Consider the following 26,350-nt stretch of genomic DNA (forward strand, 5'->3'; position numbering starts at 1 on the left):
AAGCCACTTCAAAAGAAGTGGCTTTTTGCTATTTCAAACACGACATTGTGCTGATGAATGAGCAACCCAAATAGGCGGTCACTCAAACTCAAAAATTAGTCGCGGAAGTTGTCAAACTGGAAAGGTTGACCAAGTTCACCGCCGCGAACTAGAGCCATAACAGCTTGTAGGTCATCACGCTTCTTACCAGTAACACGAACTTTGTCGCCTTGGATAGAAGCTTGAACTTTAACTTTGTTGTCTTTGATTAGCTTAACGATCTTCTTAGCGACATCAGTTTCAATGCCTTGCTTAAAGATAACCGTTTGGTGCCAAGTGCGACCTGTTTGGTCTGCCGCTTTCGCTTCCATCGCGTTAGGATCAACATTACGCTTCGTTAGGTTGCTGCGAAGGATATCGCGCATTTGCTTCAGTTGAAAATCGTCTTGAGCAGTCAATTTTACTGATTCATCTTTGTAATCAAAGCTTGCGTCAACGCCGCGGAAATCGAAACGAGTCGATAGTTCACGGTTTGCGTTGTCTACTGCGTTACGCAGTTCTACTGCTTCTACTTCAGAGATAATGTCAAATGATGGCATTGTGTTGTTTCCTTAAGCTAAGTTTCTATCTTTAATTGCTGTTGCAAGCATGTCTAGCATTGTTGCAGTATCTTCCCAGCTTAGGCATGGGTCAGTAATCGACTTGCCATATTCTAGGTTGTTAATGTCTGTCATTGGCTGGTTGCCTTCAATAATGAAGCTCTCTGCCATAATGCCTGCAATTTGGTTCTTGTTAGATTTAATTTGCTCACAAATGTCTTGTGCAACTTCTAACTGCTTACGGTGTTGCTTCTGACAGTTAGCGTGGCTAAAGTCTACAACCAAACGTTGAGGTAGATCGAATTCAGCCAGTTGCTTACATGCAGTATCTACAGATTCAGCGTCGAAGTTAGGGCCTTTATCACCACCACGTAGAATAACGTGACCGTATGGGTTGCCAGAAGTACGGTAAACCGTCATGCGGCCGTTCTTATCTGGAGAGTAGAAGTAGTGTGAAGCATGTGCTGCACGAATTGCATCGATAGCAATCTTGATGTTGCCGTTGGTCGCGTTCTTGAAGCCAACAGGGCAAGACAGTGCAGAAGCCATTTCACGGTGAATCTGAGATTCAGTTGTACGAGCGCCAATCGCACCCCAAGTGATAAGGTCTGCAATGTACTGACCTGTGATCATATCAAGGAATTCAGTCGCGGTAGCTAGGCCAAGCTTGTTGATATCTAGCAGAAGCTTACGAGCTTTGTTCAAGCCTGTTTCAAGTGCGTATGAACCATCAAGGTTAGGATCTGTAATCAAACCCTTCCAACCTACAACAGTACGAGGCTTCTCGAAGTAGGTTCTCATTACAACGAACAGTTCATCTTTGTACTGGTCTTGAATTTTGCTTAGGCGCTCAGCGTAATCAAGTGCCGCATCTGTATCGTGAACAGAGCAAGGGCCTACGATAACTAATAGGCGGTTATCACGACCAGTTAGGATATCTTCGATTTGGCGGCGAGAATTTTTAATGCGCTCAGCAACGTCGTCAGTAATAGGGTGTGCATTGCCTAGTTCGGCAGGAGTTGGCATAGGACCCAGAGCTTGGGTTCTCAACTCATCAGTTTTTAATGGCATGTGATAGCTTTTTTATTCTATTGCGAAGTGGTTAAGATAACGGAATTGAACAGAGGAATAAACTCTATTGAGTCAAAGTTATCTCAGTTATTGCTAATATTCTTATTTTTATCAGCAGGCCAGCGTCAAATAAGGGATTTTCACTTGTATTAACAGGCAGCTATCGGTATTTTCGTTTGAACACAACATAAAAATGCTGGAGCAGCAATGACTCAAGAAAATCAAAGCACTTTGCACCCAGAACTTGTCTTAGGTGATGTGCTGCCTTCTTATAACGATAATAATAATTCCAACCACTTATACGTTTCACTATCAGAATTGGTGATGGATCGTGTCTTTTATCACCCAAGTATCGAGAGTCACTTAGATACTTTGACTGATATTGAAAAAACGTCTTTAGATGCGATCCTTGGCGATAAAACTGTCGATGAGCATTTTGTTTCGACCTTAGTGATTGCCATTCAAGCTGCCGTTCAGCCAAATCACACTTCTGTTCGTATCGCATTAAGTAGTGCAGACAGCTATGGCTTCCGTTCGCTACTTGGCGGGAACTGTGAAGCTGAAGAGATTAACCCAGCACTAGGCGTTCGTGGCGTTGCTCGCTATGCAACACCAGAATACAGCAAGGCTTTCGCTTTAGAGTGTCAGGTCATTAAAACATTGCGTGAGCAGGGTATTAACGTTGAAGTGGTTGTGCCTTATGTACGAACATTAAGCGATGCCGCTAAGATTATTGACCTGCTTGCCGAGCAAGGGCTACCACGCGGCCTTAACGGTTTGAAAGTACTGTTCTCGTGCGATGTGCCGTCTGCAGTGCTACTGAGCGAACGTTTACTGCATTACTTCGATGGTGTAGTGGTAAACGTTGATAGCTTAGCGTCTTTCACTTTAGGCGTAGACAAACACAATGAAGCTCAGCAACACGCTTTTGATCCACAAAACGAAGCGGTTATTACCTTGTTGGATATGATTGTTAAAGCAACCCTGAACGCGAAGAAGCCAGTGCTGCTAGTTACGCAAGGTTTAGTCGATTATCCACGTCTACAAGGTTACATTGCTGACCTTGAAGGTGTTGAAACGGTCGTGACTGCGTAAATCGATTAGCTTGCCTGATAAGCCGACTTAAGGCGCTAATGCTTTGAGAATGAAAGAGATATCATTGTGCGATGATATCTCTTTTTTGTAACATTTTTTTGACATTCTTATCGCTAGTCGATTAACTGGTCTGATGACTAACTTGGCTAGGTAATTCGAATGTTGACCCCTCTACAAAAAGCAAATTTCTACTTAAGCATGTTTGGCTTTTTCAAAGTCCCACTTATCTGGTTGTGCCGACCAAAACTACTCGCGTTGGACAACCAACATGTTGAAGTGAAAATCCCGCTTAGAAGGCGTACTAAGAATCACCTTAACAGTATGTACTTTGGCGTTTTGGCTGTAGGTGCGGATGTCGCGGGTGGATTTCTTGCGATGAGCAAATCTCAGCAGCAAGGTGAAAAGATCTCGTTGGCTTTTAAAGAGGTGACGGGTAACTTTTTGAAGCGCCCTGAAGGTGATGTGCATTTCACTTGTAACGACGGTGAGCTGATCAACACTATGCTGGCAGAAACCATGTCGACCGGAGAACGGGTCAATCAACCCGTAACCATTATCGCGACTTGCCCATCTTTACATGGTGACGAGCCGATGGCGGAGTTCACGCTTACGCTTTCAATTAAGAAAGTCCCTTCAAGAAAATAGCGATTAAATAATAGATTTTGGTTTAGAAGTCATGGGTAACGTTGAAGAGATAAAACAACGGTATGTGAATGGTTTCCACATACCGTTATAGAGAACTTTATAACGGCTCTATGACTCTTGAGTGATCTGCTCAATATCAACTATTTTTGAACGGTTCATAACGATCTTCCAACGGTAGTAGGTTGGTTCGTTATCATGGTTGTTCTCTTTAATGATCAGGTTGAGAAGATGACGCTTTTCTACTGATTCGCGGCTCACTTGTCCTTCATTCAAGCGGTAGATCTTGTTTGAGCCTTTATCCATCAACCGTGTCAGCGCTCTGAGGCTGATCGATAACGTTTCACGAGTCTCCTCATAACCACTCATAAAGGTCGATGTCGACATCTCAGTATGAGAGCGGTAATGCAAGATTTGCTCTTCACGTTGTACCACACGCTTTTTACGGATCGACTGAATGCGATCTGCAAGCTTAGAAAAATTTGCGTAGTCCAACCATTCCAGTTTATGGCCTACTGACTTGTTGGTCGTTGGATCATAGTAACGACGCTTCCATTTTGGCTTGCCTTTACGTAGCCAGCGCCAAAGGATGTCTCTCAAGTCATCTTTAAAGATCTCACGCAGTGCGTAAATGAAAGACATTGCCACGATGAAAGAGGCGGTAATCTCACCAAGAAAGTCACGAGCCAAGATCACAGTAGTGGTCACGACAACCATCACCAAACCGGTCGCGATGCCTTTCACGGCACGCTTAACGTTCTTACCCATCGACGTTGTCTTTTCTTTAAGCACGATAGGGTGTTCAATCAAACGACGCAGCAAACGCATCTTGTTACTCAAGCGGGTAACGTCCTCTCGAACTCTTGCTGAGTTGTAGCGGTTCAGTTTACGGTGCGCGGTCTCTTTATCACAAAGCGTTAAGAGTCGTTCTTTAATCGTTGAATACTCACTACCTCGTGGCATGTGTGAAACTAGCGATAGGAACTTTTGCTCGGTATACCAAGATAGGTAGTTATCGATATTAGCGTAGTAGCGCTTGAGATTTTCTTCGTAAGGGATGCTTCGGCGTAGCTTCTTCAAGATATCTAAAGCCAATTCAATGACTTCATCTACTTCATCAGCCGTTACGTCGTCACTATCAGTTTTATTTAAGCTGCTGACTGCTTTATCTAACGCGATAACATATTGGTAGGCAAACAGACTCAAACTGACACGATACTGTGTTGTAGATAAGCGTCCACGTTTTGCCAAGCGACTGTGTACCAAAGGTAAAAGTGTTTTGTCACTATAGTAGGCACGTTTTTGAGTGATTGAGCTGTAGAAAAAGGCACTTTCAGAAAGCACTTCAGGAGTCAGTCCAAGTTCACCGGGAATGAATAGATAAACGTCCATGTCGAGCTTTTTGGTCTTAGCCATGGCATGGTTAATTTTAAGTGTTATCGCATCTTGTTTATCAACGGTGATCAACGATGTCTCCTAGAATGTAAAAATATGAATGAAACTAGCGAAAGCATATCAGAGATCACGTATAATCTCCGCCAAATTTAAAGTAGAGACAATCTTGATGATTAATATTGGTCAAATAAACAACTTAGAAGTAGTAAAACAAGCAGACTTCGGTGTATTCCTTGACGCGAGCGACTATGGAACCGTGTTGCTGCCGAAACGATTTACTCCTGAAGGTGTTGAAATTGGTCAAAAGCTAGATGTTTTCTTATACATAGATTCTGACAACCAGATCGCTGCAACGACTGAAAAACCAATAGCTCAAGTAGGCCAGTTTGGTTTGATGACGGTTGAAGGTGTTAACAGCACTGGTGCATTCATGAGCTGGGGCGTGAAAGGTAAAGACCTTCTTGTTCCTTTCAGCGAGCAGCGTGGCCGTTTAAACGAAGGTCAGTCAATCTTAGTATATGTGTATATCGATAAAGCATCGAGCCGTATCGTTGGTACAACGAAGTTCAACAAATGGTTAGACAACACGCCTGCGACTTATAAGCAAAATGAGCAAGTCGATCTCATTATCGCTGAGCGCAGCCAGTTAGGTTACAAAGCGATCGTGAACGGTGAACACTGGGGTATGATTTTCCCATCTGACATCATCGGTAAGCTGTTCATTGGTAAAACACTAAAAGGCTACATTAAAAACGTTCGTGAAGAAGACGGTAAGATTGATTTGTCTCTTCAGAAGGTTGGTGTGGCTAAGATGGATGACCTAAGCACTAAGGTTCTTGACCTGCTTGAGAAGAAAGGCGGTTACCTGCCTTTGAATGATAAGTCTTCTCCTGAAGTTATTTTCTCTGCATTCAGAACCAGCAAAGGTACGTTCAAGAAGACAATTGGTGGTCTATACAAATCTGGCAAGATCACTATCGACAAAGAAGGTATCAGCTTAGTTAAGTAAGCGGTCCTTTCGGTCAAAAAAAGCCCAAACCTTCCTGTTTGGGCTTAGGGGAAAGGGCTCCGAAGAGCCTACGCTAATCGTTTTAATCTTTTGACTGTTAGATTGAAGTCTAGTTTAGATTCTCTAAAATGCGATTTTTCTTTTTGGAAATAGTGACTTGAATTGATATTTATATAATTAGCTGTTTATTTACAAGCGCTCGCACACTGACTTATATGGCCGATAGAATAGAAAAAGCCCAAACAATTAACGTTGTTTGGGCTTTTTGTTTATTAAGGTGTACTCAGTGCGAACGCTTTTAGAAAAGGTTCTTATCGCGCACGAGTTCGCGTGGTAAACCGTTCTTCACTCGGTTGCCAACCCACTTACCAAGGCCGATGATTGCACCATTGTACTTCACTAGTACTTCACCTTTTCCTGACAAGTTTTCAGGGCGAACATCGCGGCCCATGAACCATTCACGAGCATCTTCAATACTAAGCTCTACAACATTAGCTTCATTACCTGTTGCGAGCGTTGTCGCTACTTGGTGCTGCCAGCGGTAACCTTTTTTATGGGTTTCAGCGATCTTGATTCCCATGCGAGAAAAACGGAACTCACCGATCATCGGCTCTAGCGCTTCTGGGAATAGCCAAACGTCTTTGTCGCGAATCCAAACCTGAGTATCGCTTGGCAATTCGATATCGAGAGTACTCATTAGTTGTTCAGCGACTTCTTGCTGAGTTTTCTTTGATGCTTTTTCAAATGGGAATTTACCCATACGTTTTTTAACTTCTGGTGGAGTAACAGACGCTAGTTTACGGATACGTGCAACAAAGAAACCTTCAGAGTCATAGACCTGTGGGAAGATGTGAAGAAAGCCTTCTTCTGTCGTGGTTGCTTTTGCGTTGTCGAATAGTGATTCCAGAGATTCGAATTCAACCGCATCACCAAAGGTTTCTTTTAGGTGATGACACACTTGTTGGTTCTCTTCGGTGCTAAGCGTACACGTTGAGTAAACCAAAACACCATTAGGTTTAAGAGCATGGAATGCACTTTCAATCAGATCTTTTTGCGTGTCGGCAATGTCGACCACTGATTGATACGTCCAGTTCTTCATCGCATCGGCATCTTTACGAATGGTGCCTTCGCCAGAGCAGGGTGCGTCTAGCAACACAGCATCAAACTGTTCTGGTAACCAACCACCAAAAACTCGACCGTCAAAGTTACTTAGAGCGGCATTACGAACGCCACAACGTTCGATGTTAGCGTGAAGGACTTTCACACGGCTTGCTGCATACTCATTGGCAACCAATACACCGCGATTATTCATTAGCGCAGCGATTTGCGTTGTTTTAGAGCCGGGTGCAGCCGCAGTGTCTAGCACCGCTTGGTAATCAGCTTCGCCTTGGAAAAGTGCCGAGGGTGGCATCATCGAGCTGGCTTCTTGGATGTAGAAAAGACCAGACATGTGTTCTGCCGTATTACCTAGTGGCGCTTCACTTTCGTCCGCTGTAATCCAAAAGCCCGTTTCACACCAAGGTACAGGTTCCAGTTCCCAGCCTTTCTCTTTTGCTCGTACTAGGAAGTCTTCAACACTGATTTTCAATGTGTTGATTCGAATACTTTTACGAAGTGGTTTTTGGCATGACGCAACAAAAGAAGCCATATCTAGATGACTAGGCATGATTGCTTCGATGTGCGTTAGGAATTCTTCAGGAATATATACGTTAGCGTGCAAAAGAGTATCTCGATTTATTGCATTAATGCGGGGAGTTTAAAGCAAAATGAGGCCGTCCTAAACCATATTTGCAGCAAACAACAAAAATGCAGCCTAATGGCTGCATTTTGATGAAGAATTAATCTTCCAGAAACGTCAGAGAGTTCACTCTATGGACGAGGAATTGCGGTTCTCCATGATTTCCACTCATCTTCGGCTTGAGGATAGAGGTAGAAAGACTGATCTTCGCTTGCTACTGGTTGAAGTTCATTTGTCGGTGGCGTTGAGAATGTAATACCACCTCTTAACAAGCTGTCTACCGTTCCGGCTTTGATGTTTGCGCCTGACAGGCCGATAGAGACATCGACGCCCGACACGTTCCAGAACACGGTGTTTGCGCGGATTAGATACGCGTAGTCAGGTTCTATTTGAATCGTAGATATGATGCGATCAGCAAACTCGCCCAGCTGAACATCTATAACACTGCCAATTTCTAGTTCACGGAATAGGATAGGTGTACCTTCAGATACTGAGCCGCGCGTTTCGCTTTGCAGTTGGAATATCTTGCCTTCAGGCTGCACAGGTCCTTTGCTAAGCTCAAATTTCGTGTTTCTTTCACCTTTGCCCGGGTCTACGTTGATGTGTTTAGAGAGCAGCGCAGAGACGTTTTTGATGCCATTAAGGCCAATCTCAGGTTCTGCCAACCAGAAGTGACTGTTCGTTACGGCAATCTTGTCGACGTACTCAGGTAAAATACGCGCAGTAATTTCAATGCCGCCCTTGTTGAAGTTCGGAATCACCAAAGTAACCTCACCAACAGTGACACCTTGATATTTGATCGCCATGCCCTTGCTGACTTCTTGATCGCCAGAAGAGGTGATAGTAATCGCGCGGCCAAATTTTCGAGCGGATTTCGAATCTTTATAAAGCTTCCACACATCGCCGAGTTTGTTGTCGATTCCTGGCAGAGAGTCAAAAGCAATACCGCCTTGGATAAGGGTTTTAACTGGTGCCGCTTTAATGCTGATACCCGATAGAGACGCATCAACCTCAACGCCTGAACGGTTCCAGAAAACAGTGTGCTTGTTGAGTAAGTGCGTGTAACGATTTTCGATTGTGACTTTGATTCTTACGCCACCGTCGGCAAGCTGAAAATCAGAAATATTACCCACTTGTAGGTTGCGGTAGAGGAGTGGGCTGCCTTTAGAAATTGAAGGTAACTCACTGGCAAACAAAGAAAGTGTCTTTGAACCAGACTGATTAAACTTAGCAATTTCTGCTAACGACTTACTTTGGAAAAGTTGGTAGTCCGTTCGAGCTTCAGATTTACCTTCACTCACAAAGCTAATCGAGCCGGTAAGAAGCTGTTTTGCTGGTGGGACCGTAACACTCAAGCCTGATTCGGTTAGCTCTGCAGTCGCACTACCTGTCACAAAGAAACGGTTGTGGCTTTTGATAAGGTGCGCGTACTCATTATCGATAAGTGCATCCATGAAGACTTCGTGTTTTTCAGAGCCCGTACCAACACCATCAACTAATCCCACATGGATGATAGAGCCAACGGCAATGCCTTTGTAGAGAAGTTGTGTACCGACATCTAACCCGAACGAATTGTTCGACGTTAAGCGAATCGCAACGGATTTCTCTTGTTCCTGACTGAATTCATTTTTGCGGATTGCAGTAAATCGACGCGCCTTTTCACCTTCACCCGGTACCAAGGTTAAAAAGTTACCTGTCACTAAATTGGCAATGTTTTTCATGCCAGTAAGCGACAGTTCAGCCTCTTCTAGAACGAATTTACTGCCGCTGTTTAAAAAGTCACTGAATGCCGGTTGGATAGCAGCAGATGCAACGACGTTTTCACGCCCTTCACTTAGCGATAAATCAGTGATTTGACCGATTTCAATGCCGCGATACATGATCGGAGCACCCGTTGCACTGATTTTATTATCATCGGGAACGGCGATCTTGATAGAGATACCTCGACCCGCTGTCTTCAAATCTGGGTAGAGTTTGAACTTGGTATTCATCTCTACGGGTTGGCCTTCTCCCGGAGAGTCGACCGCAATTGAACCGCCAAGCAATGCACTTAGGCTCTCTAAGCGAACATCAACACCAGAAAAACCAATACTGGCACCTAAACCACTGACATTCCAAAAACGGCTTTGGTCGGTAATGATATGGCTGTATTCATCTTTAATTGACGCTTGAATCGTAACGGATTTCGCGTTGTCGTTTAACTGGTAGTTGTAAACCTCACCAATTGGGATTTTACGGTAAACGATTTGAGAACCAACAGACACGCCACCCAGATCTTTGGTCGTCAGTGAAATATTCAAACCTTCAGAAGCCAGTAAATCAGAAGGGGAGGATTCTAACGCTTGGAAAATGGTTTCTGGGTCTTGTTTGGTTTCGCTCGGGTGGATAGCAATATAGTTACCTGAAACAAGTGCGTCTAATCCTGAGATACCCGACAAACTTGCTGTCGGTTTTACAAGCCAGAAACGAGTGCCTTTTGAGAGTAGCTTCTTCGCTTCAGGGTAGATGTCTGCATCGACATAGATGCTCGATAGATCTTTGGATAAAGTGATGTCGCGCACCATACCCACTTCTAAGCCTTGGTAACGAATCGTTGTTCGACCTGCGACTAAACCTGCGGCATCTGAGAAGTATATTTGCACACGTTGCCCAGCATCGTGTATCGATTTCATGACCAACCAACCGGCTAAGGCGACGGTTAATATCGGCAGAATCCACAAAGGGGAGATGCCTTTGTTTTTCCTTACTTCTGGTGAATATGACGTTTGTGATTGGTTATCGTTGTTCATACACTGACTCATCTTTAGAGGTGTAGTTATCCCAAATTAGCCTAGGATCTAAGCTTTCCGCTGCTAGCATCGTGAGAACAACTACGACGCCAAAAGCGACTGCACCATAACCTGGTGTAAAGTTTAAAATTTGTCCGCGGTCGACCAAGGTCATCATGATCGAAATAACGAACAGATCCATTACCGACCATTTCCCCACCCATTTCACGATGAAATAGATGGTCATACGTTGCCTGTGGTAAACGGCGCGCTTCATCTTGATACAGATTAAGATGTACGCGAGGCCCAGTATTTTCGCGACTGGCACGACGATACTGGCAATGAAAATGATCGCAGCGATGCCATACATATCGCTATTAATCAGCGAAGCGACACCGGAAATGATGGTGTCTTCTAGCCTTTGACCGTTGGTAATAAGAATAGAAATAGGAATGACATTGGCTGGCACGATAGCCACGGATGCGGCAAATAGCAGAGCCCAAGTTTTCTGTATAGAGTAGGGCTTGCGGTGGTATAAGTCATGGTGACAACGCACACAAGTATGACCGTCAGGCTGAGATAGGTGACAGTTGTGACAGTGTACGTTCTTACTCTCAGCAAAAGAGTATTCGGATTCTTTTGCCCAAGCTTCCCAGTAGCGACGTACACTGATACGGCTTACTAGTAATACGCTGAAAAGCTGCAGAAGAATCAGGCCAATCAAACCAGGGCCGACGAAAATGTCAGAGTAATCTTGCAGTTTGAAACATGAGACCGCCAAACTTACCAGAAACACATCCAACATCATCCAATGTTTGAGAGTCTGAATAATGGCTAATGCATAACGAAAGGGTGTGAAGATCTTAAAACTCAGTGATACATGGGTGATGAGCACCGAGCTACATACAAGCAACGGAGCGATCGAACTGCAGAACAGAATCAGCAAACCAAGCAAAGGGAAACCTTCGCCCATTAAGGTAAAGACGCCGGATGGTAAAGTCGCGGGTATCATGACACCAATCAAGCGAATACTGATGAATTCGAAAAAGTGCGATGGGATAAATAGCAATAAACAAGTGACAGCGATTGCTAGGTTTCCAGACAGGCTAGGGGTGCCGCCTCTATAAAGCTGAGTGCCACATCTTGGGCAGTAAGCGGATTTCCCTAAAGGGATGTCCATTTTATCAACGGGGAGTTCGCAGCCCTGACAAAGGCGCACTGAGCTACTATCGCATTGATGCTGAGTTGATAAAGGGTTGGTTGGGAATGGGGAGGTCACGCGACCTCCCAAGTTGAAACGTCAGTTAGGCTCGATGCCCGACTTAAATACTTAGGACTACAAACATCAGGCGTGCGATTGCACACTGCCGTAGAGTGTTTGATAAAGTCCTTGTTGTTCAACCAATTCACCATGTGTTCCCGTTTGTGTGACTTGCCCATCTTCTAAAACATAGATTAGATCGGCTTGTTTCACCGCTGATAATCGATGAGCCACTATCAAAGTTGTGCGATCTTTCAAAAACTCGCTCAACGCTTTATGCAGTGCTGACTCTGTTGCTGTATCGAGTGCAGATGTCGCTTCATCAAGAATAACAAACTTAGGATTGCTCAGCACCATACGAGCTATTGCTAAGCGTTGTCGTTGACCACCAGACAGTCGAACGCCATTCCTACCAATTTGTGTATCTAAGCCATTGCTCAGTTGCTTGATGACATCTTGCATTTGAGCGACTTCAAGCGCACGCCACAACGACATTTCGTCGTATTCAGCACCAAGGGTCAGATTATGCCTTAATGTATCGTTAAAGAGTATAGGTTGTTGTAAAACAACGGCAATTTGATTGCGTATTACATCAAAGCTGATGTCATCGGTTGTTTCACCGTTATAGCGAATGCAACCTGAGTCTGCTTGGTAAACCCCAATCAGCAACTGGATTAACGTAGATTTACCCCCTCCACTCGCACCGACCAAAGCGACTTTTTTACCTGCAGGGATGTGCAGCGATAGCCTATTTAAAACAGTGTTTTCTAATGTGTAAGAGAATGTAACGTCTTCGATGTCAACTGTCACTTCTTGATCTTCAGTAAATGGGTTCACTTTACTGATAGGGCGCTTCTCTTCTTCTAACTGAAGAAGATCGTTGATGCGTTGTAGTGCCGCTTTCGCGCTATACCAAGAGAATTGAATCCCTAGTAGCTCTTGGACCGGGCCTAACATGAACCACAAGTAGCCAAATACCGCGAAAATCTGACCAATGGTTAAGTCACTGAATAACACCATTAGCATAGCGACGGCACGGAAAAGCTCGAAACCTAGTAAGAACAGCAGAAACGAAACACGGCCAGCAGCTTCAGATTGCCAAGCGTATTTGTCTGCATCGATTCTTACTTGGTTTGCTTGAACCTTAAGTTCATCGAGAAAGATACGTTCTTTATTCGCCGCACGCAGTTGGTAAATGCCGTCTAAGGTTTCCACCAAACGGTTTTGAAAGCGCTCGAAAGATTGGTTTTCGTATTTCTTAAGGTGTTTGACCCTGCTGCCTAGTTTACGGGAGAAATAAATTACAACAGGATTGACCAATAAAATGAACAATCCTAAACGCCACTCTAACCACAACAGCACGATCGCTGTCCCGAACACGGTCAGGAAGCTGATGATAAATTTAGAAAGAGTCGAGCCAATGAACTTATCTATTGTCTCTATGTCTGTTATTAGGTGGGCGTTAATACCGCCACTGCCTTTGGTTTCGTATTGTCGAATACTGATGCGGCCAAGCTTATCTATCATCTTGCTGCGCATTTGATAGGTAATTGTTTTGGACACAAGCGTAAACTGGCGCCCTTGCAGAATGTTCAGCGCTTGGCTAACGGAGCGCATGATAATCACTAACAACAAAGTTAGTGCTATATAGCCAGTCGGTGTTTGTAATGAAGATGGAAGTAGGTGGTTCATCATCTCTAAGCCTGAAGCGGGCTTATCAAGTAATACTTCATCAACCATTAATGGCATGAGCAACGGGATAGGGACACTAATGAGAGTTGCAAATATGGCAATAATGTTAGCAAACAGTAATTTGGACTTGTGTTTTTTTACTTGAGTTATTAACCAAGAACGGCTAATAGTGTCTTCTGAATTGTTCATTGTAATGAGAATAAGTCCTATTTAGTTTGATGGCCGCATTCTACTGCGTTCTCTTGATAATGGAAGTCTCAATTTAATTGGAAGTTAATATGAAAATAGAACATTACCAACGCTTAACCAAACAAGCCGTTGCATTAATTGAATCAGAAACCGATCTAACTGCTAATCTTGCTAATATCAGTTCATTATTATTCATGGAATTGGATGACTTGAATTGGGCGGGTTTCTATTTAATGAAGCAGGATTTAGCTAAGGAAAAAGACGAACTTGTACTGGGCCCTTTCCAAGGTCAACCTGCTTGTGTTCGAATTCCGGTCGGGCGTGGTGTGTGTGGAACTGCGGTTGCGACGAATACAGTTCAGCGCATTCATGATGTTCATGAGTTCGAAGGTCACATCGCTTGTGACGCTGCAAGTAACTCAGAAATCGTTATTCCGTTCTCGATTGGCGGAAAAATCGCGGGCGTTCTTGATATTGATAGCCCAAATGTTGGTCGTTTTTCTCAAATTGACGAGGACGGATTGACATTTTTCATGGCAGAAGTGGAAAAGCTGCTTAATTCGCACGCGAACAAGGCATAAATTATTCTCTTACTGTGGTTTTTCCCAAGCATCTCTCTATAATACGTAAAAATATTTTCTTAATGCTCGCGGAAAACCGCAAAAACCAGGAACCCACATGGAAAACACTGAAAAGTTAAAAAACAGCAAAGAAGTTATCGCATATATTGCTGAATGTTTCCCTAAATGCTTTACTCTAGAAGGTGAAGCGAAGCCACTTAAAATTGGTATTTTTCAAGATCTTGCTGAACGTCTAAATGAAGACGAAAAAGTAAGTAAGACTCAGCTTCGTGCAGCGTTAAGACAGTACACATCATCATGGCGTTACCTGCACGGCGTAAAAGCTGGCGCAGAACGTGTTGACCTAGACGGCAACGCGTGTGGCACACTAGAAGAAGAGCACGTTGAACACGCTAAAGCTACACTTGCTGAAAGCAAAGCGAAAGTTCAGGCTCGTCGTAAAGAACAAGCACAAAAAGCTCGTGAAGAAGGCAAAGCGAAACCTAAGGCGAAGAAAGCTCAACAGCCTCGTCGTCAAGCGCCTAAAGCACCAAAAGTAGAAAAGCCTGTAGAAACACGCGCTTTGAACGCTGACGAATTCATCGCTGGCAAAGAAGTAAATGTGAACATGGGTAAAGGAAACATGGCTGCGACCATTGTTGAAATCAATAAGGAAGATGTGCGTGTTCAGTTAGCAAACGGCCTACAAATGGTTGTTAAAGCGGAGCACTTGCGCGCTTAAAGGAGATACTCCTACGCATGAAATGCCGTTCAAAATTGACACTGATTGCTGCTAGCTTTTGGCTAGCAGCTTCAGCTCAGGCTCTTGAAGCCAAATTAGATCAGGACGATTTACCTCTACTCGCTCCTGAGGTCCAACACGAAACTGCTAGTAAACGTGTTACTTCTCGATTTACTCGTTCTCACTATAAACACTTCAATCTCAACGATGATTTCTCTCAAGCTATCTTTAATCGTTACTTAGAGATGCTGGATTATAATCGTAATATCTTCACTCAAGCTGATATTGACTCTTTCGCTGCGTCATCTACACAAATTGATGATCAACTGAAAGCAGGCAATAACCAGATTGCATTCGATGTTTATAATTTGTCTATGCAGAAGCGTTTTGAACGTTTTCAATATGCATTGTCTTTGCTAGATACAGAGATTAAGTTTGATACCGATGAAAGTATTGAGCTCAATCGTAGTGAAGCTGAGTGGCCAAAAGATATCGCTGAAGTGAATGAGCTTTGGAGAAAACGCGTTAAATACGATGCGTTGAATCTAAAACTTACTGGTAAAGAGTGGCCAGAGATTCAAGAAGTTTTGGAAAAGCGTTACAACAATGCGATGAAGCGTATTACGCAATCGCATAATGAAGATGCTTTCCAGATCTACATGAACGCATTTGCGCGTGAAGTTGATCCTCACACAAGTTACCTTTCTCCAAGAAATGCAGAACAATTCCAATCTGAGATGAACCTATCTCTAGAAGGTATTGGTGCTGTGCTTCAGATGACAGACGACTACACCGTTATTCGCTCTTTAGTTGCTGGTGGCCCTGCGTCAAACAGCAAACAATTGAGTGATGGAGACCGCATTGTTGGTGTTGGTCAAGATGGCGAAGAAATTGTTGATGTTATCGGGTGGCGTTTAGACGATGTAGTACAACTTATTAAAGGCCCTAAAGGGACCAAAGTTAAGCTACAGATCTTGCCAGATGGTAAAGATGCAAAAAGTCACGTTGTCACAATTGTTCGCGATAAGATTCGTTTAGAAGACCGCGCTGTTAAATCAGAAGTGATCGAGAAAGACGGCAAGAAAATTGGTGTATTAGAAGTACCAAGTTTCTACGTTGGCCTTTCTAAAGATACCGATAAACTGATCACCGAGCTTAAAGAGCAAGGTGTTGAAGGTATTATTGTTGATCTGCGAAACAATGGCGGTGGTGCACTGACTGAAGCAACTGAACTCTCTGGTTTGTTTATCAAAGAAGGACCTGTTGTTCAGGTTCGTGATAGCTACGGTCGTGTCAAAGTGAACAGTGATACTGATGGTCAAATCAGTTACCAAGGCCCGTTAACGGTATTGGTGAATCGCTACAGTGCTTCAGCGTCTGAAATCTTTGCAGCAGCGATGCAAGATTATGGCCGTGCAATCATCCTAGGTGAAAACTCTTTCGGTAAAGGTACGGTGCAACAGCATCGCTCTTTGAATCATATTTATGATTTGTTCGATAAAGAGTTAGGCTACGTTCAATACACAATCCAAAAATTCTACCGAATCAATGGTGGTAGTACGCAAAACAAGGGTGTAGTACCTGATATTGCTTACCCAACGCCAATTGATCCTGCAGATACTGGTGAAAGTGTTGAAGACAACGCTCTTCCTTGGGACAGCATCGACAAAGCGAAGTACTCAGTGTTACAGCGTAACGATGAGCAGATCGCAGCGTTGACGGCTAAACACGAAGCTCGTATCGCAACAGACATGGAATTTGGCTTTATCGCGCAAGATATTGAAAAATATAAGGCAGATAAAGACGACAATGACCTTTCTCTGAATGAAAAGGTTCGTCAACAAGAGAGTGATGATGCGGATGCGCTTCGTCTAGAGCGTATTAACCAACGTCAAAAAGCCGCTAAGTTAGAGGCATTTAAAACGTTGGATGATATTCCAAAAGACTACGAAGCCCCGGATGCTTATCTTGATGAATCAGTTGCTATCATGCTGGATATGATCAAGAAATAAACAAAATACCTGTTATAAGGTGATTGTTTAAAGACGTACTATTTGAAAAGCGAGCTTAGGCTCGCTTTTTTTGTACCTGTGTTCTTGCCTCGAATAATGTCATGTTAACGGCATGCTTCCTCGCTTTTTAACTTGCTGCAGAACCACTGTTATTTGATTTTCGGCTGTGAAGTACACTGTAAAAATAACTAAACTTAAGTATTATTTTTCGAGTGATAATGACATTTAAGTTACTTCGCACTTAAAATTTAGTGACTTAGATCATATTTTTTCGCTTTCTATTCATTACGTGCCTAAGCTTAAAGAAAACGAGGGGACGCTTATGAAATGGATTCTACTATTTTTATCTTGTTTAAGTTTTGTGGCTTTTGGGAGCGAGGTCGCTTCGAGTAGCCAACAATCAAAAAGTGATAGTAATCTATCTCATTTTGACCTTCCTTTGCTGCTTGGTGATTGGTATTTGATGAATCCTGATCCTGAGCAAGGCACTGAAAACTTTAGAGCGATCAAGCTCACTCTTGATTCAAACTACTCATTCACTATCGATATCCAAAAGAAAGACTACAGTGTCGATCATTGGGAAGGTTTGTATAACGCCAATGAAGACACGATTATTTTGGGTTTGAATACCTCAGAACCTCAGGTTTACGCGTACAGCAGTAATCACAACATGCTGAATCTTAACGGTGTTATGTTCACCAAGGCCTTGCCAAATGCATTGGCGGGAATCTGGTCCAGTGCCCAACTGTCTGGAAGCGATCTACGTGCGAGTAACATTCAAAAAATGGATTTAGTCCTTCAGCCGGACTTTATATTCATGTTCCGAGTATCAGATGAAGAAGGTGGTGAAGTCATTCGTCGCGGGGTGTATTACACAGAAGGCGATCAACTAGTGTTACTTTATGAGAACGGTGAACACGGCACTCGATATACACTGAACAGCGATGTGTTAACGCTGCAAGGTGAAGAGGGAGATATGTTTGCGGTACTCAATCGCATTCGATAATCGTGAGTTTTAGCAGTAACGGCGTACTCGTTGATAATATTGTGCACAGTTCATTTCTTAGGCGTTCCTGTCTGATTTGATTGATAAAATAGCAAAACATGGAGGCATTTTCTTACAATGCCTCCTTTTTTTAATATTCCCCTTGTTTTATTGGCGCTCAACCTTTAGATATATACAGTTAAAAAATAATTACGTATAACGATCAAAAGGAACCCGTCATGGCACATACACCTCAAGCCAAGTATCGTAAAGATTATCAATCACCATCTCACACGATTTCTGAAATCGATCTTACTTTCGATTTGTACGACTCAGCATCCATTGTTACGGCTGTTTCTAGTGTTAAGCAGGAGAAAGACAGCACGACATTAGTACTTGATGGTGAAGGCTTGAAGTTGGTTTCTGTTTTGGTAGAAGGTAAAGAGTGGACTCAATATGAACAGTCTGAAACTCAACTTACGCTGAATGACCTTCCAAAAGAATTTACTCTAACCATCGTTACCGAAGTTAACCCTGAAGGGAACAGTGCACTTGAAGGCTTGTACAAGTCGGGTGGCGCGTTCTGTACTCAATGTGAAGCTGAAGGTTTCCGCCGTATCACTTACTACATGGATCGCCCAGATGTGTTGGCGAAATTCACTACAACGGTAATTGCAGACAAAGCAGAGAACCCATTCTTATTAAGTAATGGTAACCGTGTAGATGAAGGTGAAGCTGAAAACGGTCGTCATTGGGTGAAGTGGCAAGACCCACATCCAAAACCAGCGTACTTGTTTGCTTTAGTAGCGGGTGACTTTGATGTACTTCGTGACGCATACACTACACAATCGGGTCGTAAAGTTGACCTAGAAATCTTTGTTGATAAAGGCAATCTAGACCGTGCGAGCCACGCGATGGTTTCTTTGATTAACTCAATGAAGTGGGACGAAGAACGTTTCAATCTTGAATACGACTTAGACATCTACATGATCGTAGCCGTTGATTTCTTCAACATGGGTGCGATGGAAAACAAAGGCTTGAACGTATTCAATTCGAAGTTCGTTCTAGCAAACGACCAAACTGCAACGGATACAGATTACCTAGGTATTGAAGCAGTAATCGGCCATGAATATTTCCACAACTGGACAGGTAACCGAGTGACGTGTCGCGATTGGTTCCAGTTAAGTCTGAAAGAAGGCTTAACGGTATTCCGTGACCAAGAATTCTCATCTGATCTTGGTTCTCGCGCAGTAAACCGTATTAACAATGTACGTATCATTCGCGGTCCACAATTTGCAGAAGATGCTAGCCCAATGTCTCATCCAATTCGTCCAGAAAAAGTGATAGAAATGAATAACTTCTATACTTTGACCGTGTACGAAAAGGGCAGTGAAGTGATCCGTATGATCCACACATTGTTGGGCGAAGATGGTTTCCAAAAAGGCATGAAGCTGTACTTCGAACGTCACGATGGTACGGCTGCAACATGTGAAGACTTCGTCGCGGCAATGGAAGATGCGTCGGGCATCGACCTATCTCAGTTCCGTTTATGGTACAGCCAATCTGGTACGCCGACGCTGTCTGTTGAAAGTAAGTACGACGCAGAGAAGAAACAGTACACGTTAACAACTCGCCAAGTAACAGCGCCAACTCATGAGCAAACGGAAAAGCAGGCTCTGCATATTCCTCTTGATATCGAGCTGTACACAGCTGCGGGTGAAGTTGTTGAGTTACAATGTAACGGTAAGCCAGTTCATAATGTATTAGATGTGAAAGAAGCAGAGCAAACGTTCGTGTTTGAAAACGTTTCTGAGCAACCGATCCCATCATTACTTCGTGAATTTTCTGCGCCAGTGAAACTGGAGTACAACTATTCAGATGAAGAACTGATCTTCCTAATGGTAAATGCACGCAATGAGTTCTCTCGTTGGGATGCGGGTCAAATGCTATTAGCGAAGTACATCCGCAGTAACGTTGAGAAGGTTCAACAGGGTCAAGCGTTTGAGCTTTCTGATTCTGTTGTTGATGCATTCCGTGGCGTACTGCTGAGTGATTCACTAGAGCCTGCGTTTATTGCAGAAATGCTTTCTCTACCAAGCCACAATGAAGTATCGGGTTGGTACGAGCGCGTTGATATTGATGCGGTCGCATCGGTTCTTAACTCAATGAAAGTCACACTAGCTGCAGAACTTGAAGACGAGTTAGCGGCGGTTTATCACAGCCACGCACTAACAGAATACACGGTCGATCACGATTCGATTGGTAAGCGTACTCTACGTAAAGTTTGCTTAAGTTACTTAGCTCATACTGGGCAGGGTAATGACTTGGTTGTTGCGATGTATCAACAAGCGAATAACATGACAGATACGATGGCAGCAATGGGCGCGGCAAACAGTGCACAACTACCATGTCGTGAAACCTTGATGGTGGATTACAGTGACAAGTGGAAACACGATGGTCTTGTTATGGATAAGTGGTTTGCATTGCAAGGTACAAACCCAAGTTCAAACGCACTTGAAGTGATCAAAGCGTCGATGTCGCACCAGGCGTTCAGTTTGAAGAACCCGAACCGTACCCGTAACTTGGTCGGTTCATTCTTAAACATGAACCCGGTTCAATTCCACGACAAGTCTGGTCAAGGCTATGCATTTGCTGGCGAGATCTTACGTGAGCTAAACAGCAGCAACCCACAAGTGGCTTCACGTCTGATTGACCCGCTACTTAAGTTCCGTAAGTACGATGATGAACGTCAAGCTCTTATCAAAAAAGAACTAGAGACGTTAAAGAACATGGACAACCTAGCAAAAGACTTGTTTGAGAAAGTGACGAAAGCACTAGAGGCTTAAGTCAGCGCGCATTCAGGTAACTGTTTGCTAATAAGCGGTTTACTAATAAACTGTTTGCTACAACGAAAGGTCGTCAGTGGTAGAGAATATCTGCCACTGATTTTTTGTTTCTGGTTCATCGAATTTTCGATAAGCTAGAGCAGCTTCAAGTTCAGTTTCACCGTCAGACATCTAAAAGTGCCAAAAAACACTGGCACTGTATATTTATACAGGTATCGTATGAATCGCTATATTTTCCAACTTAACATCTCATATCAGCAGTTTTTGGCCAGCTATTCTGGCGCCGCAAGTAAAGTTCAAGTGATAACAACAACAGGTTTACGCTTACAGTTACCTGCAACTCGGTTAAGACCATTTCTTACACAAATAGGGGTTAGAGGGCAGTTTAGGCTGACAACTGACCAAAAAAATAAGTTTATTAAGTTAGAAGCTCTGTAAACCTTGGCGTGCCTAGTGAGTTAAAAGGAATCTTAATCACATAATCAAACATTTCACCTCTTACCACCTCCAAAACAATTAACTATTTTTCAATAATGCTTTTACAATAAATGAATGCATTACCTTTGCTTAACTCGTTAGTAGAAAAGAGCTCAACGGCACGTTTCAAACACCAGATTAAGTGATCCCCCTAATAATAAAATATAATTCTAATTGTGGAGTGTGACTATGACCGCACGTGAAACTGTGGTTCCAGTTTTACTTGAAAAAGTTTACAAGCTGATTCAAGACAAACTTGACCTTGCTCATCGACCTCTCGTAACTCAACTTGCTCAACACTTGTTTAGTAACGTTTCTCACGACGATCTGACTCAGAGAAACGAATCCGATTTATACGGTGCTGTAGTTAGCTTATGGCATCACATCAATGAAAAGAAAGCCGACGAAATCTCTGTACGCGTTTTCAACCCGACGGTAAGTCGTCAAGGTTGGCAGTCTACTCATACTATCGTTGAGATAGTCGTTCCAGACAGCCCATTCCTTGTTGATTCCGTAAAAATGGCACTTACTCGCCTAGACCTTTCTTCTCACCTTATGCTTCATAACCCAACACAAATCTCTCGCTCAGATAAGGGCAGTGTTGTCGGTGTAAGCAATAACGAAGGTGCATTCCAATCGCTTTTCCATATTGAGGTTGACCGTCTTAGCAGTAAAGCTGAAATGACAGCTCTTAAAACGGAGCTACTGGATATCTTTACCGATACTAGCTTAGTTGTGAACGATTGGTTGAAGATGGTAGAACGACTTGAAGAAGTAACCAATCAAGTAGAAAAGCAGAAAGAGAGCATTCCTGTAGATGGCCAACGTTTTGATGAAACGTTGGCGTTTCTTCGTTGGTTAGGTGAACACAACTTTACATTCATGGGTTATAAGGAATATGACCTAGTTTCAGTTAACGGCGACACTGAACTGCAACCGACCAAGGAGCAAGGTCTTGGTTTGTTTGCGAACTCAGATCGTGTACGTAACGTTAAGCTATCTGAGTTTTCTGATTCGGCACGCCTTGAAGCGAAAAAGCCTTATGTGCTTATCGTAACCAAGGGCAACACGGCTTCACGCATTCACCGCCCAGCTTACAACGATTACATTGGTATTAAGAAGTTCGATAAGAACGGTAAGGTCATTGGTGAGCACCGCTTTACTGGTCTTTACACATCTGCCGTTTATAACCAAACCGTTGAAACGATTCCTCTTGTTCGCGAGAAAGTAGAACGTATTTTGGATGCGAGTGGTTACCGTGAAGGTTCATACTCTTACAAAGCGCTGCACAACATTCTTGAAAACTACCCACGTGATGAACTGCTGCAAGCTCGAGAAGAAGAGCTACTAGAAGTCGGTACGGGCGTAGTACAAATGCAAGATCGCGATCTCCTGCGTTTGTTTGTTCGCAAAGACCCGTTTGGTCGTTTCTTTAGCTGCATGGTTTACGTAACAAAAGATCGTTACAACACTGAGCTTCGTCGCCAAACACAGCGCATCTTGAAACAGTACTTTGGTTGTGAAGAAGAGGTTGAATTTACAACGTACTTCTCTGAAAGCCCGCTAGCAAGAACGCACTATATTGTTCGTGTTGATAACAACAACATGGATGTGGACGTGAAAACAATTGAGCAAAATTTAATGGAAGTATCGTCTACGTGGGATGACCGTCTGTCTGAATCTATCATTGCAAACTTCGGTGAAAGCAAAGGTCTTCCATTGTCGAAAGAGTACATGCGTGCATTCCCACGTTCGTACAAAGAAGACATGATGCCAGGTTCTGCTGTTGCCGACATTGAACGTTTAGAAGCGCTAAGTGAAGACAACAAACTGGGTATGCTTTTCTACCGTCCTCAAGAAGAAGCGGCAGATTCAAAAGCCGTTCGTTTGAAGTTGTTCTATCACAGCGATGAGCCAATTCACCTTTCTGATGTTATGCCAATGCTTGAAAACTTTGGCCTACGCGTTATCGGTGAATCTCCATATGAAGTGCGTAAAACCAACGGTGTGACCTATTGGATCCTTGATTTCTCTATGCTGCACAAGAGCGATAAGACCATTGATCTTCGTGAAGCTCGCGATCTTTTCCAACAAGCCTTTGCGGCAATCTGGGCGGGTGAGTTAGACAGCGATGGTTTCAACCGCTTAGTACTTGGCGCTGGTCTTTCTGGCCGTGAAATCTCAATCTTACGTGCTTATGCTCGTTACATGCGTCAAGTTGGTTTCCCATTCAGCCAACAATACATTGAAGACACATTGTCTCATTACCCAGAATTAGCGAAAGGGCTAGTGAGCCTATTCGGCAAGCGTTTTAACCCGAAACTGAAGGGCAGCGTAAAAGGCCAACAAGATCTTATTAAGAAGATCACTGAACAGTTGGATCATGTAGAAAGCTTGGATGATGATCGTATCATTCGTCGCTACATGGAAATGATCACTGCAACGCTTCGTACTAACTACTACCAAGTAGACGAGAATAAGCAGTCTAAACCTTGGTTGGCTCTGAAAATGAGACCAAGCGAGATTCCAGATATCCCTGCGCCGGTTCCTGCGTTTGAGATCTTCGTTTACGCACCAGACATTGAAGGTGTGCATTTACGTGGCGGTAAAGTAGCACGCGGTGGTTTACGTTGGTCAGACCGTCAAGAGGACTTCCGTACTGAGATTCTAGGCCTAGTTAAAGCGCAACAAGTTAAGAACACGGTTATCGTACCGGTTGGTGCTAAAGGTGGTTTCGTTTGTAAGCGTCAACACATGATGTCTGGCCGAGACGAGATCTTTGCTGAAGGTCAACGTTGTTACAAGCGCTTCATCCGTGCATTGCTAGACGTTTCAGACAACATCATTGAAGGTGAGGTTATCCCACCTAAGAGCGTTGTTCGTCACGATGAAGATGACCCATACTTGGTTGTTGCAGCCGATAAAGGCACCGCGACATTCTCAGATCTAGCGAACTCAGTAGCTGAAGAGTACAACTTCTGGCTAGGTGATGCGTTTGCATCGGGTGGCTCTAACGGTTACGACCACAAAGCCATGGGTATCACGGCGAAAGGTGGCTGGGAATCGGTTAAACGTCACTTCCGCGAAATGGGTATTAACTGTCAAAGCACAGACTTCACTGCCATTGGTGTGGGTGATATGGCGGGTGACGTATTTGGTAACGGTATGCTGCTATCTAAGCACATTCGCTTGCAAGCTGCGTTTAACCACATGCACATCTTCATTGACCCGAATCCAGAATCAGCATCAAGCTGGGTAGAGCGTGACCGTCTGTTTAATCTGCCTCGTTCAAGTTGGGAAGATTACAATAAAGACCTGATTTCTCAAGGTGGTGGCATCTTCTCTCGCCGAGCGAAGTCTATCTCTTTGACACCTGAAATTCAGAAAATGCTGGGTACCAAGAAAGCATCAATGGCACCAAACGACTTGATCAAAGCGATCTTGTCTATGAAAGTTGATCTACTTTGGAACGGCGGTATTGGTACTTACGTTAAGTCTTCTAGTGAGACTCATACCGATGTGGGTGACCGTGCAAATGACGTGCTACGTATCGATGGCCGTGACCTGAAAGCTAAGGTTGTTGGTGAAGGCGGTAACTTGGGTATGACCCAATTGGGTCGTATTGAATACGCTCTAACGGGCGGTCGAGTTAATACTGACTTTGTCGATAACGTTGGTGGTGTAGATTGCTCGGATAACGAAGTTAACATTAAGATCTTCTTGAATGGCTTGGTGTCTAATGGTGATCTTACCGTTAAGCAACGTAACCAAGTTCTTGAATCTATGGAAGATGAAGTAGGTGAAATCGTACTAGACGACGCTTACTGCCAAGCTGAGTCTATCTCTGTTACTGAGCATCAAGGTGTAGGCTTAGTGAAAGAGCAAATCCGCTTTATCCACACAATGGAAAAAGCCGGGTACTTAGACCGTGGTTTGGAATACATCCCAGATGACGAAACGCTGCTAGAACGTGAGAAGCAGGGCCAAGCACTAACAAGACCAGAGCTATCAGTATTGATCGCTTACGGTAAAATGGTTCTAAAAGAAGATCTTGTGAGTGATGACATTGCGAATGATGAGTTCCATGCTCAACAACTGATGCAATACTTCCCAACAGAGTTACGCCGTAACTACTCTCAGCACATGGATAACCATCCACTTCGTGCAGAGATCATTGCGACTGCGCTTGCTAACCAAATGGTTAACGAGATGGGCTGTAACTTCGTGACTCGCTTGCAAGAAGAGACGGGCGCGAACATTGTTGATATTGCGAATGCTTACGCGGCATCACGTGAAATCTACGGCCTGGGTAAGGTATTGAAGAGCATCCGTGAACTGGACAACATCTCAAGTTCTGAAGCTCAATACGAATTGCTTTACCATGTACGTCGTACGCTTCGTCGTCTAGCACGCTGGTTGCTAAGAAACCGTACCGGTAAACAGTCAGTGAATGCATTGATTGAGCTTTACCAAGGTGATGTCGTCGCAATTACTGAGAAGCTGGATGAAAACCTAGTGGCTTCAGAAGTAGAAGAGCATCAAGCAATGGCTCAAGTATGGATTGACCAAGGTGTAAACGCTGAGCTGGCTAATTCAGTGGCTCGTTTGTCTAGCCTGTACTCAGCACTGGATATATCTACAGTGGCTCGTGAAACAGGTAAAACAGTACAGCAAGCGTCTAAGCTTTACTTCAACCTAGGCGACCGTTTGTCACTGCACTGGTTCTTGAAGCAAATCAATGGCCAAGCTATAGACAACAACTGGCAAGCACTGGCGCGTGCAGCATTCAGAGAAGATCTGGATTGGCAGCAACGCCAGTTAACTGGTCAAGTACTTAACTGTGGTTGTGCTTCAGATATCGATGTGATTAAAGCGCTTGATGACTGGATGGAAAGTAACTCTGTTTCTCTACATCGTTGGGAAAGCATCCTAAACGAATTCAAAGTAGGTTCTGTTCATGAGTTTGCTAAGTTCTCAGTAGCACTGCGTGAATTAATGCTGTTGAATCTAAACTGCATGTCAAAAGACTAGTTACTAGATAAGACGAAAAAGTATAAGGGCAGGCCAAAAGGTCTGCCTTTTTCGTTTCGGTAAAGTGGAAACAATAGGCCTAACGACTTTTGAAGAACAAACTTCGACGCAAACGTTGTTTGTTGTTAAGTGACCTGATGGCTGTACTAAGGTTGAGATTAGAAATGGCTTAATAACTTGAAGAAACGATAACGTTTGCTTAATAATGAACCTCATTCGTTAGCAAACTTGATTATCTTACCCTTACAGACAGTAATAG

Annotated in this window: 17 protein-coding genes; 10 read left to right on the forward strand and 7 right to left on the reverse strand. The window is 43.6% G+C overall.

Annotated elements, in window-relative coordinates:
- Nucleotides 1-95 precede the first annotated feature (95 nt).
- Nucleotides 96-578: a YajQ family cyclic di-GMP-binding protein gene (locus AB4154_RS02790; protein WP_017063832.1), complete on the reverse strand. Its 483-nt coding sequence runs from the start codon at nt 576-578 to the stop codon at nt 96-98.
- Between the two features lie 12 nt (nt 579-590).
- A complete protein-coding gene (locus AB4154_RS02795; protein WP_017059698.1) occupies nt 591-1,649 on the reverse strand; it encodes a 3-deoxy-7-phosphoheptulonate synthase in 1,059 nt (352 codons plus the stop codon).
- A 207-nt stretch (nt 1,650-1,856) separates the two neighbouring features.
- On the opposite strand from AB4154_RS02795, the gene AB4154_RS02800 reads away from it, so the two are divergent.
- Nucleotides 1,857-2,744 carry a putative PEP-binding protein gene (locus AB4154_RS02800; protein WP_136974300.1) on the forward strand — a complete coding sequence of 296 codons (888 nt, stop codon included), beginning with the start codon at nt 1,857-1,859 and terminating at the stop codon, nt 2,742-2,744.
- 159 nt (nt 2,745-2,903) lie between these two features.
- A complete protein-coding gene (locus AB4154_RS02805; protein WP_017059696.1) occupies nt 2,904-3,389 on the forward strand; it encodes a PaaI family thioesterase in 486 nt (161 codons plus the stop codon).
- 108 nt (nt 3,390-3,497) lie between these two features.
- Here the strand turns inward: AB4154_RS02805 and AB4154_RS02810 are convergent, their stop codons facing one another.
- Entirely contained in the window at nt 3,498-4,853 is a 1,356-nt protein-coding gene (locus AB4154_RS02810; RefSeq protein WP_017063834.1) for a hypothetical protein, read from the reverse strand.
- A 28-nt stretch (nt 4,854-4,881) separates the two neighbouring features.
- On the opposite strand from AB4154_RS02810, the gene AB4154_RS02815 reads away from it, so the two are divergent.
- A complete protein-coding gene (locus AB4154_RS02815; protein WP_174214340.1) occupies nt 4,882-5,790 on the forward strand; it encodes a S1 RNA-binding domain-containing protein in 909 nt (302 codons plus the stop codon).
- A 298-nt stretch (nt 5,791-6,088) separates the two neighbouring features.
- Here the strand turns inward: AB4154_RS02815 and rsmF are convergent, their stop codons facing one another.
- The 4 genes from rsmF to AB4154_RS02835 all read right to left on the reverse strand — a co-directional run bounded on the left by rsmF (nt 6,089) and on the right by AB4154_RS02835 (nt 13,438).
- Entirely contained in the window at nt 6,089-7,510 is a 1,422-nt protein-coding gene (rsmF, locus tag AB4154_RS02820) for a 16S rRNA (cytosine(1407)-C(5))-methyltransferase RsmF (protein WP_017063836.1), read from the reverse strand.
- Between the two features lie 149 nt (nt 7,511-7,659).
- The gene (locus AB4154_RS02825; protein ID WP_372122128.1) at nt 7,660-10,317 is read right to left on the reverse strand and encodes an MlaD family protein; all 2,658 of its coding nucleotides are present in this window, start codon (nt 10,315-10,317) and stop codon (nt 7,660-7,662) included.
- Nucleotides 10,304-11,587 (reverse strand): PqiA/YebS family transporter subunit, encoded by a 1,284-nt coding sequence (locus AB4154_RS02830; protein ID WP_372122130.1) that lies wholly within the window; start codon nt 11,585-11,587, stop codon nt 10,304-10,306. The genes AB4154_RS02825 and AB4154_RS02830 overlap by 14 nt, the downstream gene beginning before the upstream one ends.
- A gap of 54 nt (nt 11,588-11,641) precedes the next feature.
- Nucleotides 11,642-13,438, reverse strand: coding sequence for an ABC transporter ATP-binding protein (locus AB4154_RS02835; protein WP_017059690.1), 1,797 nt, complete (start codon nt 13,436-13,438; stop codon nt 11,642-11,644).
- Nucleotides 13,439-13,527: 89 nt separating this feature from the next.
- Between AB4154_RS02835 and AB4154_RS02840 the strand changes: the two genes are divergently transcribed.
- The 7 genes from AB4154_RS02840 to AB4154_RS02870 all read left to right on the forward strand — a co-directional run bounded on the left by AB4154_RS02840 (nt 13,528) and on the right by AB4154_RS02870 (nt 26,091).
- Entirely contained in the window at nt 13,528-14,019 is a 492-nt protein-coding gene (locus tag AB4154_RS02840; protein WP_017059689.1) for a GAF domain-containing protein, read from the forward strand.
- Between the two features lie 97 nt (nt 14,020-14,116).
- On the forward strand, nt 14,117-14,740 hold the full coding sequence (gene proQ / locus AB4154_RS02845) for an RNA chaperone ProQ (RefSeq protein ID WP_017057223.1): 624 nt from the start codon (nt 14,117-14,119) through the stop codon (nt 14,738-14,740).
- Between the two features lie 17 nt (nt 14,741-14,757).
- Nucleotides 14,758-16,752 carry a carboxy terminal-processing peptidase gene (gene prc / locus AB4154_RS02850; RefSeq protein WP_017066965.1) on the forward strand — a complete coding sequence of 665 codons (1,995 nt, stop codon included), beginning with the start codon at nt 14,758-14,760 and terminating at the stop codon, nt 16,750-16,752.
- A gap of 322 nt (nt 16,753-17,074) precedes the next feature.
- Nucleotides 17,075-17,758: a hypothetical protein gene (locus tag AB4154_RS02855; RefSeq protein WP_017059686.1), complete on the forward strand. Its 684-nt coding sequence runs from the start codon at nt 17,075-17,077 to the stop codon at nt 17,756-17,758.
- Between the two features lie 218 nt (nt 17,759-17,976).
- On the forward strand, nt 17,977-20,583 hold the full coding sequence (gene pepN, locus AB4154_RS02860) for an aminopeptidase N (RefSeq protein WP_372122131.1): 2,607 nt from the start codon (nt 17,977-17,979) through the stop codon (nt 20,581-20,583).
- Between the two features lie 219 nt (nt 20,584-20,802).
- Nucleotides 20,803-21,021, forward strand: a complete 219-nt coding sequence (locus AB4154_RS02865) for a DUF2835 domain-containing protein (RefSeq protein WP_372122133.1) — start codon at nt 20,803-20,805, stop codon at nt 21,019-21,021.
- 228 nt (nt 21,022-21,249) lie between these two features.
- On the forward strand, nt 21,250-26,091 hold the full coding sequence (locus AB4154_RS02870; protein ID WP_372122134.1) for an NAD-glutamate dehydrogenase: 4,842 nt from the start codon (nt 21,250-21,252) through the stop codon (nt 26,089-26,091).
- The last annotated feature ends 259 nt before the right edge of the window (nt 26,092-26,350 follow it).

It is taken from the genome of Vibrio sp. 10N.286.51.B11 (genome assembly GCF_041469245.1).
GTDB lineage: Bacteria > Pseudomonadota > Gammaproteobacteria > Enterobacterales > Vibrionaceae > Vibrio > Vibrio crassostreae_C.